Annotated in this window: 17 protein-coding genes; 6 read left to right on the top strand and 11 right to left on the bottom strand. The window is 35.8% G+C overall.

The annotated features are described in order from the left end of the window. Nucleotides 1–3 precede the first annotated feature (3 nt). Genes FJA49_RS11980 through FJA49_RS11995 form a run of 4 tightly spaced genes read left to right on the top strand, consistent with a single transcriptional unit; the run spans nucleotide 4 to nucleotide 2,424 of the window. Entirely contained in the window at nucleotides 4–252 is a 249-nt protein-coding gene (locus tag FJA49_RS11980) for a hypothetical protein (protein WP_140001154.1), read from the top strand. An 11-nt stretch (nucleotides 253–263) separates the two neighbouring features. Further along, nucleotides 264–1,124 carry a hypothetical protein gene (locus tag FJA49_RS11985; RefSeq protein WP_140001155.1) on the top strand — a complete coding sequence of 287 codons (861 nt, stop codon included), beginning with the start codon at nucleotides 264–266 and terminating at the stop codon, nucleotides 1,122–1,124. A 2-nt stretch (nucleotides 1,125–1,126) separates the two neighbouring features. Further along, a complete protein-coding gene (locus FJA49_RS11990; protein WP_140001156.1) occupies nucleotides 1,127–1,693 on the top strand; it encodes a DUF6620 family protein in 567 nt (188 codons plus the stop codon). 35 nt (nucleotides 1,694–1,728) lie between these two features. Further along, entirely contained in the window at nucleotides 1,729–2,424 is a 696-nt protein-coding gene (locus tag FJA49_RS11995; RefSeq protein WP_140001157.1) for a hypothetical protein, read from the top strand. Between the two features lie 356 nt (nucleotides 2,425–2,780). On the opposite strand, the gene FJA49_RS12000 is transcribed toward FJA49_RS11995, so the two are convergent. The 6 genes from FJA49_RS12000 to FJA49_RS12025 all read right to left on the bottom strand — a co-directional run bounded on the left by FJA49_RS12000 (nucleotide 2,781) and on the right by FJA49_RS12025 (nucleotide 8,636). Beyond that, the gene (locus FJA49_RS12000; RefSeq protein ID WP_140001158.1) at nucleotides 2,781–3,329 is read right to left on the bottom strand and encodes a YbhB/YbcL family Raf kinase inhibitor-like protein; all 549 of its coding nucleotides are present in this window, start codon (nucleotides 3,327–3,329) and stop codon (nucleotides 2,781–2,783) included. 88 nt (nucleotides 3,330–3,417) lie between these two features. Then, a complete protein-coding gene (locus FJA49_RS12005; RefSeq protein WP_140001159.1) occupies nucleotides 3,418–4,254 on the bottom strand; it encodes a helix-turn-helix domain-containing protein in 837 nt (278 codons plus the stop codon). Nucleotides 4,255–4,505: 251 nt separating this feature from the next. Next, on the bottom strand, nucleotides 4,506–5,063 hold the full coding sequence (locus tag FJA49_RS12010) for a hypothetical protein (protein ID WP_140001160.1): 558 nt from the start codon (nucleotides 5,061–5,063) through the stop codon (nucleotides 4,506–4,508). Nucleotides 5,064–5,306: 243 nt separating this feature from the next. Continuing rightward, a complete protein-coding gene (locus tag FJA49_RS12015; protein WP_140001161.1) occupies nucleotides 5,307–6,722 on the bottom strand; it encodes an alkaline phosphatase in 1,416 nt (471 codons plus the stop codon). A gap of 140 nt (nucleotides 6,723–6,862) precedes the next feature. Beyond that, nucleotides 6,863–8,098, bottom strand: coding sequence for a diaminopimelate decarboxylase (lysA, locus tag FJA49_RS12020; protein ID WP_140001162.1), 1,236 nt, complete (start codon nucleotides 8,096–8,098; stop codon nucleotides 6,863–6,865). Between the two features lie 124 nt (nucleotides 8,099–8,222). Next, on the bottom strand, nucleotides 8,223–8,636 hold the full coding sequence (locus FJA49_RS12025) for a hypothetical protein (protein WP_140001163.1): 414 nt from the start codon (nucleotides 8,634–8,636) through the stop codon (nucleotides 8,223–8,225). Nucleotides 8,637–8,879: 243 nt separating this feature from the next. Here FJA49_RS12025 and sucC point away from each other — a divergent pair, with 243 nt between their 5' ends. Continuing rightward, nucleotides 8,880–10,073, top strand: a complete 1,194-nt coding sequence (sucC, locus tag FJA49_RS12030) for an ADP-forming succinate--CoA ligase subunit beta (protein WP_140001164.1) — start codon at nucleotides 8,880–8,882, stop codon at nucleotides 10,071–10,073. Nucleotides 10,074–10,131: 58 nt separating this feature from the next. Here the strand turns inward: sucC and FJA49_RS12035 are convergent, their stop codons facing one another. From FJA49_RS12035 to FJA49_RS12045, 3 genes are all read right to left on the bottom strand, one after another. Further along, complete coding sequence (locus tag FJA49_RS12035) at nucleotides 10,132–10,653, bottom strand: DUF4269 domain-containing protein (RefSeq protein ID WP_140001165.1); 522 nt, start codon at nucleotides 10,651–10,653, stop codon at nucleotides 10,132–10,134. A gap of 1 nt (nucleotide 10,654) precedes the next feature. Then, nucleotides 10,655–11,086: a DUF1456 family protein gene (locus tag FJA49_RS12040; RefSeq protein WP_140001166.1), complete on the bottom strand. Its 432-nt coding sequence runs from the start codon at nucleotides 11,084–11,086 to the stop codon at nucleotides 10,655–10,657. A gap of 130 nt (nucleotides 11,087–11,216) precedes the next feature. Continuing rightward, the gene (locus FJA49_RS12045) at nucleotides 11,217–12,011 is read right to left on the bottom strand and encodes an alpha/beta hydrolase (RefSeq protein ID WP_140001167.1); all 795 of its coding nucleotides are present in this window, start codon (nucleotides 12,009–12,011) and stop codon (nucleotides 11,217–11,219) included. Between the two features lie 56 nt (nucleotides 12,012–12,067). Here FJA49_RS12045 and FJA49_RS12050 point away from each other — a divergent pair, with 56 nt between their 5' ends. Beyond that, nucleotides 12,068–12,469 carry a TerB family tellurite resistance protein gene (locus FJA49_RS12050; protein ID WP_140001168.1) on the top strand — a complete coding sequence of 134 codons (402 nt, stop codon included), beginning with the start codon at nucleotides 12,068–12,070 and terminating at the stop codon, nucleotides 12,467–12,469. Between the two features lies 1 nt (nucleotide 12,470). Here the strand turns inward: FJA49_RS12050 and uvrB are convergent, their stop codons facing one another. Both uvrB and nudK read right to left on the bottom strand, forming a co-directional pair. Beyond that, entirely contained in the window at nucleotides 12,471–14,459 is a 1,989-nt protein-coding gene (uvrB, locus tag FJA49_RS12055; protein WP_140001169.1) for an excinuclease ABC subunit UvrB, read from the bottom strand. 89 nt (nucleotides 14,460–14,548) lie between these two features. Then, nucleotides 14,549–15,133: a GDP-mannose pyrophosphatase NudK gene (gene nudK, locus FJA49_RS12060; RefSeq protein WP_140001170.1), complete on the bottom strand. Its 585-nt coding sequence runs from the start codon at nucleotides 15,131–15,133 to the stop codon at nucleotides 14,549–14,551. Between the last annotated feature and the right edge of the window lie 11 nt (nucleotides 15,134–15,144).

Genomic DNA, 15,144 nt, shown 5'->3' on the forward strand with positions numbered 1-15,144 from the left:
TCTATGGAAGAACAAAAACACACACATTGTCTTTTAGAGAAATTGAAACAAAAGGCCAAAGAACAGAAATTCTACGGGAATGACTATGTAGAAGAACCCGCAAAACTAAATTCAAGAACCTGTACCAATTGCGGGGCTGGCAGGGCAAAAGAAGACGGATTAACCCACTGTGCTTATTGCGGTTTTGAATTTCTCTCCATACAACTTACTGATGGCATTCACCTCAAAAAAGAAGACAATTCACGTCCCTAATATTTACGAAAATGAAAGAAACCAAAGAACGATTTTTCCTTTTTATTGACAAGCTGGAAGACAAACTCCGTGAATTTGCCGAAGCCTCCATTCCCGAACTGGAAGAGCTCAACAATAATGATACTGACGAATATAAAAGAGAATATTCAAGTATGAAAAATGCGGTGCTTGGACAGTTAGAGAGCATTATGAAAAAGGGCAGGGAAGTACAGGAAGAAAAAATTACCAACTTTCCATACCACGAAAATGAAACAAAGGCATATTACGAATTTAGGAACGAATGTTACCAAAGACTGCATAGGTTGGACGAAATAAATGCCATTTATTGTGAAAAAATAGAAAACACACAACAGGAAGATTATGAAATCAAGTACCGTAAAATCCTTGACGAATACCAAATTATAAAAGACCAGTTTCACTGCTCGCAGTGCGGAAGCCTTGTTCACATTGATAAAATCTATTCCACAACAACCTATCTTACCTGTTCATTCTGTAATACCAAAAACACATTTGAGCCAAGTTCGCAAACTAAAGCACTTGAACAATTGGGCAGAAGCCTCGCCGAACAGCGAACTGCACACCTGTTACTCCAATATCAGGAAGCCTGTAAGAAATCGCAGCAGCTTTACCTGAAAATACATGAACTGGAGTTAAGTCTTACTTGGGAAGCCGATAAAAATAGTGTTACACAAAAAGAAAAACAAATACAAGATCTGAAACAGCAAAAGGAAAAGTTGGAACAACAGGAACCTAAATTGTACCAACACTATTGGCGTACCATGTTTGACGAATGGAACAAAATAAATCCGGATATGGAAGAGCAGCACGAAAAATTTTATACACGAATATTAAATGAATATAAACCAAATTAATTATGAGTAATCCTTTATTAGAACCAATTCACGGAGTTTCATTACAAGACTATTCCGTGGTATCAGCAAAAATGGCATCAGGTATTTCAGAAGCAGAAATTTTGAATGCGCTGGGAATAGAAAAAGCTGTTTTCGACGAAGCATCAGCGTTATGGATAGCCAGAATGCAGGAAGATGGCACGTTTGAAATAGCTACACTTTTCGGGCAATATTTTGGTGAACCCGACAAACATCCCAAATTGGGCAACCTAAAAGCAGAAGTAAGTGAGGAAGGCCAGGCAAATCTAGAAAAAATGAAAACCGACCGCTATTTTTATGAAGAATTGAGTGGAGCCAGACAAGCCGCCTATGAATACGGAATAGACGGGGCGCAATGGATACAAAACAATTTTGGAATTTCATTGGGCGATTTTCAAATAATCACAATACAATGGCTCTCTCTTACAGCCGATGACAGCTTTGAAATATCAAGACATTTCCAGGACTATAGAGATCAAAAGGAAAAGGAATATTCCGAAAAATTCGCTGCCGAACAAGGAGGAAATGTAGCAGATGATGTAGAATTTTAAAAGTAACTATTTAAAAATTAAAATCAAGAGTGTAAATGATACCAAACATACAACTAAAAATAAAATGGTATTACTTAATAATATTATTCACAAACCTTACTTCTGCTCAAGAACAAAGTAAGAAAGAATTCAATTCGATAGTTACTCTTAGTGCATTATCACCTACCTTTAATTTTGCACCACGATGGAATTTAGGGTATATAAAAAAAATTGATAAACGCTATTGGGCTGGTATTGAAGTTGGTTATGGAAATAAAGATATAGCAGTGAATTTTGCGAAGGAAAGCAGAATTAAAGATGACTTCAAAATCTTTGAAATTAAACCTGAATTTTATTATCAGCTAAATCCAGAATCAAAGCTAAGGCATTTATTATCATTAGAAATACAATACTTAAAACATACCGACAAATTTGAAAATACCTGGTATTATAATTTAGATAATGAGGTATATTACAAGTTTGCTTCTGCAGATTACAAAAGAATTAAATATGGCATAAATATTAATCACAATTTAATATACAATATCACTGAAAATTTAGCTTTAATGCAAAAGGTTGGAATAGGTTTCCGAAAAAGAAATGTAACCTATTCGAATGTAATTAATAGAACAGAAGATTGGGGTTTTGAAGAAACTGGGTTTATAGTAAGAACTGATGGATACTTAGTTGACAATGGTATATGTAACAGCTTTAATTTTAATCTTGACCTAAAAATTATATATAAATTTTAAAAATAAATTATATAAACGAGTTTGTTAAAATATTATGTTTAAAGCTATTTATAAATAAAAGCAATTGTATTTTGCATTAAATCTGCCACAATGCCCATATTTGATAATATGAATCAAGAAAAATAACTTAGTTGTCAGTTTATTTTAATCGAAATTGTAACACCAATTTAGATAACATTTTGGTTGGTAAAATAAAGAGAGAGCTTACTATAAATAGCCCTGTCTTTCAGATATCCAGTCTTGTTTTGCCCAACATTAATTAACAAACTGTTATTATTAGAATCAGTTAATTTTAAGATAACAGAAAACGGATTGAAAATCATTTTCAATCCGTTTTTCTATATCATGTAACAGGTTTATCGTTTGTAGTAGGCCACTATGCTTGCTTTTGCCAATGTCTGGTTCCAAAGGTTAAAACCTACTATTGCAGGGTTTGTATTTTCGTCCAGTCCCAATTTGTCGGTTTTCAAAGCATATACTGTTATAATGTATTGATGAAATCCGTGTCCTTTAGGAGGGCAAGGTCCTCCAAATCCTTTAATTCCATAGTCTGTAATACTTTGAATGGCCTCTTTTGGGGCTAAGTTTAATTGCATATTTCCTGCATTAGTGACCAGCTCCTTTGTGTTTGCAGGAATGTCAAATACAATCCAATGCCAGAATCCACTTCCTGTTGGGGCATCCGGATCATACATGGTAATGGCAAAACTTTTTGTTCCCTCGGGTGCATTTTTCCATGATAATTGGGGAGATTGGTTGTCTCCTGAGCAGCCAAAACCACCGAACTCTTGTGTTTTTGTGGCTTCTCCACCCATGTCTTTACTTGATAAGGTAAATGTTTTTTGTGCAAAAAGTGTACTTGTGAACAGTAGGGCTAATACCAGAATTAAGTTTAATTTTTTCATTTTATTACGATTTTAAAATTTTAGACAAAGTTAATTTTCGCAATAATGACTGAGCTTAGAGAAATGTTCAAAAACTGTTGCCAGAAGTTCAATTTTTAAGGTGTTGCCTTGGTGTGGTTCCATATTTTGCTTTGTAAGCCTGAATAAAGCTGGATAAGTTCTCGTAGCCAACTTCGAAATAAATTTCAGATGAGCTTTTGTGTTCTTTGTTAATCAGGTAATGGGCATATTCCAGCCTTTTATTCTGAAACCATTTTACAGGCGATTCCGGGTAATGTTTTTCAAACTCACGTTTGAAAGTAGAAACACTCATGTTGCATAAAAAGGCCAGTTCTTTGAGGGTTAGTTTATTGAGTTGGTTGCTTTCTATTGTACGGGTAAATTTTCGGATGGTATCATTATTATTTGAAACGAGTGATTGGAGGAAATCTGTACCATGTAATTCTGTAAGGTATAGCATTATTTCCTGAAATTTAACTTCCAGTAAATTGTTTCTTATTTTGCCCGAAAGTTTTAAGATGGCAGTTAGGCTTTGAATAAAGTGTCTGATGAATTCATCGTATTCAAATGCATGGACAGAGCTGTTTTTCGCTGGTTCTGTTTTGTTTAGCTCTATATTTTCAATAAATTTCGACAGGGCAGTATCCGAGAAGAAAAGAAGGAGACTTCTGTAATTATTCCTATCGGATAGTTGTTCCGTCATCAGACAGTGCCCTGATTTCATCAAAACAAATTTTGAGTTGTTTATTGATAAAGATGAATTGTTGAATATAACATCTTTGTAGCCTTCTAACAGGAAGCTAAAAGTATTCTGGTTTAATATGATTTGTTGTTTGGAAATTTTCCGAGATGAAGAATAATTGAAAATCTGAACAGATAGTGATGTGTCTATATTTAATTCATCGGGAAGTGTAACAATATTCATGAGTTTTCTTGCTTTGTTTTACGACTTTTTGTGTAGATATTGATAAAAAGTGAGAATTTTGATATAATTATTGAATTGAAAAACTACTACTCAAATTTTTGCACTTCAGCCAAGTCTGATGCAAAACCCTTATTATCTGCCGTTTTTTTCAGTTAAAATCGCAATAAATTTCTACTATATTAAAATTTGTTTTTTTGTCAGATACGATTTGGAAAACGAACTCATTTAGCGTTTCTTTTAGCAATACCTTGTTATCGGTTTACTTTCTTTTCAGTTCCATCGTTATTTATAAACTTGAATTCGTGGTCTTGATTAATGATTTGTCCTCCTGCTTGCAAAAAGCTTTCAAATAAACCTCGCCAATCCTCAATGTCATTTTCTTTCTCAGTGTCCCAACGAATTAGTCCATATTCATTCCTGTCTTTACTTTTACCTAAAACCACGCCACGCTCATTTTCTAAAGAAACTTTCGTTCCTATCAAAAAATCTTGGCTTCTTTTCCATTGGTCAGTAATCCGAAATACATTGTCTCCAATTTCTTTCCCTTTTTCACTAAGCAAAGTTTCCCATTCTTTTGTTGGTGTAAACCATTCCCATATTCTTGTAAAATCAGCTACATTATCACCTTCAATTTCATATAACTCTTCAATATAATTGTCTTTGAATTTCAAGAATTGACTTTCACTATTTTTACTTGCTATTTCAATCAAAAGTTTTTCACCTCTATGCAAGTCGTCAAACAATTCAAATAGTTCCCATTTTTTCCAATAATCAACTTTGGAAAGCTTTTCTGATAGTCGTTTGAGCATACTGTTATCTTTAAACTTGCGGTTAACTTTCAAATATAAGGAACTTTGTGATGAAAGCAAATGAGTGAAATCAGGTAATGATTTTTGGTTGTAATCAACGACTTGTATGTGTTTTTAGTTCGTTTTGTATGTATGCTGTTTTCTTTGTGAATTACTGACGATAAAAAAATCCTGTCTTAATTAAACAAGACAGGATTTCAATATAATAAAAAGTAAATTTCTGATTTAGAAGAGACTTGGCTTTTAAAACTTATTCTCAACTTCAGCAGCCTGAAGCATTAAATAATGCAGGTCCGTGTTTTTAACAAAAGGCTTTAGAAGCTCACTTCCAGGGCCAAACATTGCCAATTCAACATAATCGGCAGAGTGATCCATACTGATCCAACCTACTGAATTTGTTTTCTGTTGCATTTCAGAAAATGCCTTATACGGTAGTTTTTTATAATTGTATAGGCCTTCTTCTTTATGCAAGCCATCATAATAACTCAAGATTGTTTTGGCTTCTTCATCGTTAGGAATGTGTCCGTTTGCTTTTTCGATGACTTCTTTTACTTGTGAAATTGAAAAGCTTGGAGTGATTTGGTTCAGGATCCATTCGTTAGTTTGTGTGTACTTTTGAATGCTGTCAAAATTGTCATTCGCATTTTTCCCATAGATTACTCCCGGATTGGCATTTCCGTGGTCGGTTGTAATGATAACCAAAGTTTCTTTGTCTTTTTCAGCAAAGTCTATAGCAACCTTTACGGCTTCGTCAAAAGCAATCTGGTCGTTTATTAAAGCTGCAATATCATTAGCATGGGCTGCCCAATCCACTTTCCCGCCTTCTATTTGAAGCACAAATCCGTTTTTGTGGTTTTTCATGCGGTCAATAGCTTTTTGTGCCATTTCTGCCAAGGTAGGAACGGTTTTCGTTAAATCACTATCACTATTTCGGTCAACAGAATAAGGAAGCGCATCATCAGAAAAAACGCCCAATACCGGCTTGTCATTTGAGGTGCTAAGCATTTCTGCACGTGTTTTTGCAACTTGATAGCCTTTTGCCTGAAATGCAGCAAACATATCCTTTTTGTCTTTTCTGGTTTGAGCTGAGAAATAATTTTTACCACCGCCCATCATAATATCAAATTCCAGATCAAGATAGATTTCGGCAATATCATCCTGACTGTTTCTGCTTTTACTGTTTACACAAAAGCCGGCAGGAGTAGCATGGGTAATCGGAACTGTGGTTACACATCCGGCCATTTTTCCGCTTCTTTTGAATTTTTGCCAGATAGGTAAGTGTGGTTTTCCGTCAGGACCTACATTCAGTGATCCGTTATTTACACGAAAACCACCACCCCAAGATGAACTGGCCGCAGCAGAATCCGTAACAATCGAACTGGCTGAAGCGGTGTCCATTAAAGCTCTTGAAACTCGGTTGTCTTTATATAATTGAATCCAATTGGATCCTTTTCCATATTTTCTATTCAGGAATAGGTCGGCCATGTTAAGTGTCCCGGTGCTCATTCCGTCACTGACCAGCAAAATGATGTTCTTGGCTTTTTTATTTTTGTTAATCGTTTCAAAATCCAGAACATTGGCATTGCCCTGAAAAGGATTCAAAACTGCGGCTCCTATTGTAAACAGCGAACCGTTTCTGAAAAATTTCCTTCTATCCATGTGGTAAAATCTTTATGAAGCCCAAAGATAATCAACTAACATTTTACAGCGATTAACTATTTGTTATTTTAAGAGTTTTTATAAAAAAAAAGCCCCAAGCTAATGCTATGGGACCCTTCCTCAAAATATACTTAACCAAACTAATTTTTAGAAACCAGCTCGTAACTTTTGTCAAATTCTACAATGACTTGGTTTCTTATTAAATCGTCAAAATTTTCTCTTTCTCTGATAAGGTGTCCTTTTCCTTCATACCACAATACTTCAGCAGGTTTAAATCTGGAATTGTAATTGGATGACATCGAAAAGCAATAGGCTCCTGCATTCCTGAAACACAGAATATCACCTTCTTTAATTTCTGCAATTCTTCTATTGTTGGCAAAAGTGTCTGTTTCACAGATGTAACCTACAACAGAATAAAAACGTTCTTTGCCTTTAGGGTTGGAAATATTTTCAATATGATGTTGCGAACCATAAAACATGGGTCTTATTAAGTGGTTGAAGCCACTATCAACACCTGCAAAAACAGTAGAAGTTGTTTGTTTTACAACATTTACTTTAGCTAAAAAGAAGCCGGCTTCGCTAACTAAAAATTTACCCGGTTCAAAAGCTAAAGTCAGTTCACGGCCATATTCATTGCAAAAAGCATTGAATCGCTTGCTCAGTTTTTTGCCTAGTTCTTCAATATTGGTTTCAATATCGTCTTTTTTATAAGGTACTTTAAAGCCGCTCCCAAAATCAAGAAATTCAAGATTGCTGAAATGTTTAGCAGTGTCAAAAAGTATTTCAGCTGCATATAGGAACACTTCAATATCCAGAATGTCTGATCCCGTATGCATATGGATTCCATTGATATTCATACCTGTATTTTCGACAATTCGCAATAAGTGAGGCATCTGATGTACAGAAATTCCAAACTTGCTATCGATATGTCCTACTGAAATATTTGCATTTCCGCCTGCCATGACATGCGGATTGATTCTGATGCAGACCGGAATGGATGGGTATTTTGCCCCAAAATGTTCCAATACGGATAAGTTGTCGATATTAATCTGAACACCAAGATGTGCCGCTGCTTCAATTTCTTCAAAAGAAACACCGTTAGGAGTGTAGATGATTTTTTCCGGCTCAAATCCTGCGTACAATCCAAGTTGTACTTCCTGGATTGAAACCGTATCCAATCCGGAACCTAATTCTTTTAGAAGTTTTAATATAGAGATATTCGATAATGCTTTTACGGCATAGTTTATACGTAAGCTTCCGACTTTTGAAAATGCATTCGTCAGTCGGGTATATTGAGACTGGATTTTTGCAGCATCATATACATACAGCGGACTTCCAAACTCTTCTGACAATTGCAGTAAATCTTTCGTTTGCATGACTTTAAATTCTTTTATACAAAACTATAATCGAATTTTTTATCTTGCAAAATAATAACTTATATTAACAAAAATCAACATATTGTTGTTTTTGAAACATAAAATAATTAAAAAACAAATTATTTTAACGAATAAATTTAAGGATTATACCGTCGGCTTCACCCTGATTAATCTGTAAAGTAGTATTGGTGACTATATAACAGCCATAATTCGTTCCGTCAAGAACAAGAGAACGGGCACATGTTTCAGGAGTCATATCATTATTGGTTATGGAGTAGCTATAATTGCCAGATTCAAATACATCTTGTTTGGATGCGTCGGTATTGTTATTTACGACCGTAAAAGTACTGTTAGAAGTATTAAAATTCCATTGAATAGTTCCCGGTTCGAACTGATCCCTGATTCCGGCTATGGTACCATTAACTTCTATTAATTTCCATACTCCGCTTAATGAAGTATCATTTCTATTATCGTCGTCGTTATTGCAGCCTAGCAATATCATTACTGCAAATAAGCATATTAGTTGGATTTTTTTCATGATTATTTGTTTTAAAGGGTTGGGTTTTGCGTTTAATGTATATTAAAGATGTTAAAAAAGTAAAAAAGTTGCTTTTATTTTTGTGTTTTTAATAAAAAAAATGAAATAATAAATAATGTAGGATACTAAGAAAAGTAGAATCAGAATAGGTAGGCAAGCATTAAATAAAAGAAATAATTCTTTCGCTGATTAGATGAAAATTGCTATTTTTGTGGCACTTTTAAAAAGTCAAAAAACTTCAATATGGATATACACGAATACCAAGGAAAAGAAATATTAGCCAGTTACGGCGTGAAAGTTCAACGTGGTTATGTTGCCAATAATCCTCAGGAAGCTGTTACGGTTGCAAAACAATTGACGGCTGAGACAGGAACTGGATGGCACGTGATTAAAGCTCAGGTTCACGCAGGTGGAAGAGGAAAAGGTGGAGGTGTGAAATTGGCTAAAAATTTACAGCAGGTAGAAGAGTTAGCTGAACAGATCATAGGAATGCAGTTAATTACTCCTCAGACTTCTGCTGAAGGAAAAAAAGTACACAAAGTTTTGGTAGCTGAGGATGTTTATTATCCAGGTGAAAGCGAAACTTCAGAATTCTATATGTCAGTTTTATTGAATAGAGGTAAAGGGCGTAACATGATTATGTATTCTACTGAAGGTGGAATGGATATCGAAGAAGTTGCTGAAAAAACACCTCATTTAATCTTCACTGAAGAAATTGATCCTACTGTAGGATTGCAAGCTTTCCAGGCTAGAAGAATTGCATTTAATCTTGGACTTTCAGGAAATGCTTTCAAAGAAATGGTTCAGTTTGTAGATTCTTTATATAAGGCTTATGTTGGTTCAGACGCTTCTATGTTTGAAATCAACCCAGTTTTAAAAACATCTGACAACAAAATTATTGCTGTTGATGCAAAAGTTAACCTGGATGACAATGCGTTGTACAGACACCCGGCTTTAGCAGAAATGCGTGATATTCGTGAAGAGAACCCAATCGAAGTTGAAGCAAAAGCTGCAGGTCTTAATTATGTAGATCTTGACGGAACTGTTGGTTGTATGGTTAATGGTGCTGGTCTTGCTATGGCAACGATGGACTTGATTAAATATGCAGGTTTCGAACCAGCTAACTTCCTTGATGTAGGTGGTACTGCTGATGCTAAACGTGTGGAATTGGCTTTCAGAATTATCTTGAAAGATCCTAACGTAAAAGCAATCTTGATTAATATCTTTGGTGGTATCGTTCGTTGTGACCGTGTTGCTCAAGGTGTTATCGATGCATACAAAAATATGGGTGATAGCATAAAAGTGCCAATCATTGTTCGTTTGCAAGGAACTAACGCAGAACTTGCTAAAGAAATGATCGATAACTCAGGAATGCCAATCTTATCTGCAGTACAATTCCAAGAAGCTGCTGATCAAGTAAAAGCTGCACTTAGCTAATAGTATATATTTATATTTCAATAAAAAAATCCTAATCGAAAGATTAGGATTTTTTGTTTTATTCGAGTTCGAGTAATACTTCGTAAGGATTTCCGTTTAAGTCCAGAAGTAGGGCAAAAGCGGGTTCTGTTTTATAGCCTTGCTCTTTTAATTTCCTGATTTTTTCTCGGAACTTTTTTCCTTTCTGTTCTAGAATCTTGTATTCGATTAGCATATGGCGATACCCGTATTGCTTTTCTACAGGAATGTCCTGTCCAAAAATTTCTATTTCAAAATTATCTAAGATAAAGCTGGAGATAATTGTTTCACGCCCATTGATAACCGTTTCAGAAATTTGAAATCCGGTTTCTTTGTCAAAATTGGTTTTGATCTGATTGTAGAAACTAACTTTGTCGGTCCAATAGCAAGCAATATCTAAATCGCTAGATGGAATATCAATACAGATTGGAATCGTTCCCACCAGCACCGGACTAAACTCTGAAAGCTTTTCAAGAATGGCATGTTGCGTTAAGGTCTGGTATGCTTCACGCTGTCTGCTATTTCCGGATTTAAGATATTCTATTGTTAGAAAATCAATCAATTTATGCTTTTTTGTTTTTACCGTTTTTGAATTTTACTTTCTCTACTGGATTGAATTTACTTTCAACTTTTTTAGGTTTGAAATTTTTAGAAGAAGATTTTACAAATGGTTTTTTCGGAGTTTCTTTTGTGGCTTCTTTTGGAGCAACTTTTTTGACAGCCGTTTTTAACTGGGTTTTGTTTTGATTGATGATATCCATAGCATTGGTAGGATTTTCTTTTGTCCCACGCAAATGAATGATTAAACCATTTAAAAAATTACGCAATACCTGGTCGCCACATTCCATGTAGTTTGGATGGTCTTCTGCTCTAAAAAAAGCACCTAATTCAGGTTTGGAGATTCTGAAATCTACCAGTTGAAGTATGTCTACTATTTGATCATCACGAAGCTGTAAGGCTACACGAAGCTTTTTAAAAATATCGTTGTTGTTCATATCCTTGATTTGTTGCAAAGATAGGTTATATTTTAGATAATAACCTTTCCGGAGTTCAAAACCCTAACCCTGCCAGGGTTCAAAACCCTGGCAGGGTTATCGATTCCGTACCCAGGCTGGGTTAAATTATTTACAACAACCACAAAACAGCTTTCGCAAAACCTTCCCTCCATAATTTCTCACCATGTTGTCCTCCTTTTACAATTACGGTCTTATCTAGCTTTAAGCAGTAACATCTGTTATGGTCCAAAAGTTTTTTAATATTTTGGGCATCAATAACCATATCATCACTTTCAGAATCGCCATATAAGAAATAGATTTTGGCTTTGATCTTTTCTGATTTTTCGGTTAGGGTATATATATCGTCAGTAAACCCGAAAGAAGGCGAGAAAACACCTGCTTTTCCAAAAACTTCTGGGTATTTTAAAACAGCATAATAGGAGACAAGCCCACCTAACGAACTACCAAAAATTGCGGTATTATTGGTATTGGTTTTTGTCCTGTAATTTTTATCAACGTACGGTTTTAATGTGTTTACAATGAAATCCAAATAATCGTCAGCTTTGCCGCCGCCATGTTTTTTATTTGGAAAAGGAGTAAGCTCGTCTATTCGTTTTTCATTTCCGTGTTCAATGCCAATAACAATAACTTGTGCCTTGAGGCTGTCCAGTGTTTCATCAACATTCCATTCGCCTGCATAGGAAGTTTTGGCATCAAACAAGTTTTGTGCGTCGTGCATATAGATTACAGGGTACTTTTTTTTAGAAGCGGTATAGCTTTTTGGAAGATAAACCCATATTTTCTTGACAGTTTTTAATTGGGGCGCTTCTATTTCAAAAGTGCTCACCTGTGATGTAGCCGTACTTTCCTGTGCTTTTAGATTCAGAAAAAAACAGAATAAGAAAATTGTGAATAAATATCTCAAGTGAATGATTTTAGAGATGGACAAAAAAGAATATTTTAGCTAAAAATAAGGATTTAATGAACACCTACGAACAAAAATTAAGCCTTCTGGCCGAAATGATTGCTTTTGCTATTATTGACGGGAAGCTTCATGATAGAGAATATCAGTTTTTAAGTATTGTTGCCCAGGAATTACAAGTCAAAAGCGAGGATTTTAAAAATCTTTTTCATGAAGAATTAAAAGCACTTCCTATAAAATCAGAGCAGCAGCGCATCCATCAGTTTTACAGATTGGCTTTGCTAATGCACTGTGATGGCGTATTGCATGAAAAAGAAGAAATAGCCATCAAACAGATGGGAGTGAACATGGGATTGAATCCTTTTGCTATCAAAAGAATATTAAAAGCAATGGAAGAATCGCCAAACGGAATGATTGATCCTGGAATGCTGATTGATATTTTTAAGGAGCAGTTGAATTAGTTTATATCTTTTCCTGCAACGCTTTTATTTCATCTCTATATTTAGCTGCTTGCATAAAATCTAAATCTTTCGCTGCTTTTTCCATCGCCTTTCTGGCTTCACGGATTTTTTTCTCGATTTCTGGTTTTGTCAGGTATTGACTTTCCGGTTCTGCAGCTTTCAGAGCTTGGTTTTCAAAATATTGGGTCGAAACAGAGTTTTTGGCTAACGTGCTTTCGATTTTTTTGTTCAGAGCTTTTGGAGAAAGATTATGTTCTTTGTTGTAGTTAATCTGTTTCTCTCTTCTGTAATTGGTCTGATCAATCGTTTTCTGCATGCTGGCAGTAACCTTGTCGGCATACATAATCGCTTTTCCGTTGATATTCCTTGCTGCTCTTCCTACGGTTTGGGTTAGTGATCGGGTATTTCTCAAGAAACCTTCTTTGTCAGCATCCAAAATAGCTACAAGTGATACTTCAGGTAGGTCTAAGCCTTCACGTAACAGGTTCACACCAATTAATACATCAAATAATCCTTTTCGTAAGTCCTGCATGATTTCAACACGTTCCAGTGTGTCAACTTCAGAGTGGATATAACGACAACGGATAGCTACTTTGGTAAGGTATTTTGTCAATTCCTCTGCCATTCTTTTTGTAAGCGTGGTCACCAAAACACGTTCGTCAAGCTCAACACGCTGCTGAATTTCTTCAATAAGGTCGTCAATCTGGTTCAAGCTTGGACGTACTTCAATTATCGGGTCAAGCAATCCTGTTGGACGAATAATCTGCTCGACATATATACCTTCTGATTTTTCCAATTCGTAATCGGCTGGAGTTGCTGATACATAGACAACCTGGTTCTGCATGGCCTCAAATTCTTCAAACTTCAGCGGACGGTTGTCCATAGCGGCAGGAAGTCGGAAACCATATTCCACCAGATTTTCTTTTCTCGAACGGTCACCACCATACATGGCATGAACCTGTGATACGGTAACATGACTTTCATCTACTACCATAAGATAGTCTTTTGGAAAATAGTCCAACAGACAGAAAGGTCTTGTGCCGGGAAGTCGGCCGTCAAGATATCTCGAATAGTTCTCGATACCGGAACAATAACCTAATTCACGAATCATTTCCAGGTCGAAGTTGGTACGTTCTTCCAAACGTTTAGCTTCAAGGTGTTTTCCTATTTCTTTGAAATAGTCTACTTGTTTTACTAAATCTTGCTGGATTTCCCAGATAGCGCCGTTTAGGACTTCTGGAGAAGTCACAAACATATTAGCCGGGTAAATATTCAGACTGGTATATTTTTCTATTACTAAAGAGGTTTTTGGATCAAATGCTTCAATCTCTTCAATTTCATCTCCAAAAAAATGTATTCTGAAAGGTTCGTCACCATAACTAGGGAATACTTCTACCGTATCGCCTTTAATACGGAAAGAGCCGGGATTAAATTCAGCTTCTGTTCGTGAATACAAGGCCTGTACTAATTTGTGTAGCAGTTTTGTTCTGGAAATTACCTGGTTTTTTTCTACTGTAACCACATTTTTTTGAAATTCCACAGGGTTACCAATACCGTATAGACAGGAAACAGAAGAAACGACTATAATATCCCTGCGTCCGGAAAGAAGCGAAGAAGTGGTACTCAATCGCATTTTTTCCAGCTCCTCATTAATGGAAAGGTCTTTCTCAATATAAGTACCTGTTACAGGAATAAAAGCTTCCGGTTGGTAATAGTCGTAGTAGGAAACAAAATACTCTACCGCATTGTTTGGGAAAAACTGCTTGAACTCAGAATATAACTGTGCAGCAAGCGTCTTATTATGCGCCAGAACTAGCGTAGGTCTTTGTACTTCCTGAATCACGTTTGCCATAGTAAACGTTTTCCCTGAACCCGTGACTCCCAATAGTGTCTGGAAGCGCTCTCCGTCCTCGATGCCTTTGCTTAATTTTTCAATAGCTTGTGGCTGATCGCCAGTAGGTTTGTAATCAGATACGACTTGAAATTTCATGTGGAGTTTGAAGTTTAAGTAACAAAGTTACAAAGGAAAATAGGAAAAAAACTTTAGGAAACCTTAAAAGTTACACTTGGGCAAAATACCTATTCTAACAGATTGTTGATTTTGGCATATTGTAAAAGCATGATGGTTTTGGCGTCTTTTATCTCTCCGGTTTCAATCATCTGCATGGCTTTTTCAAAAGGAATTTCAAGTACGTCGATATTTTCATGTTCTGTAGAAAGTCCGCCGCCTTCGCTTATTTTCATCTCTTTTGAATATTCCGCCACAAAGAAATAGATGATTTCTGTAACGGAACCGGGTGACATATAGGCCTGAAAAACTTTCCGTACCTGAGTCAGGCTGTATCCCGTTTCTTCTTCAGTTTCACGTTTGATGCATTCTTCCGGATTTTCTTCTTCTAATAGTCCGGCACAGGCTTCAATGATCATTCCGGTTTCATTGCCATTTACAAAAGTAGGCATACGAAATTGACGGATAAGGATAACTGTTTTTTGTACTTTGTTATACAAAAGAATGGTAGCGCCATTGCCACGATCGTAGACTTCTCTGGATTGGGTTTCCCAGCTGCCATCTTTTTTTTGATAATCAAAGACAATCTTTTTAAGGATGTACCAATTGTCTGAAAGGATTTCAGAGCTTTGTATTTTTATAGTCGGATTAGTCATGTCAAATAGGG

The sequence above is a fragment of the Flavobacterium microcysteis genome (assembly GCF_006385255.1).
Lineage (GTDB): Bacteria > Bacteroidota > Bacteroidia > Flavobacteriales > Flavobacteriaceae > Flavobacterium > Flavobacterium microcysteis.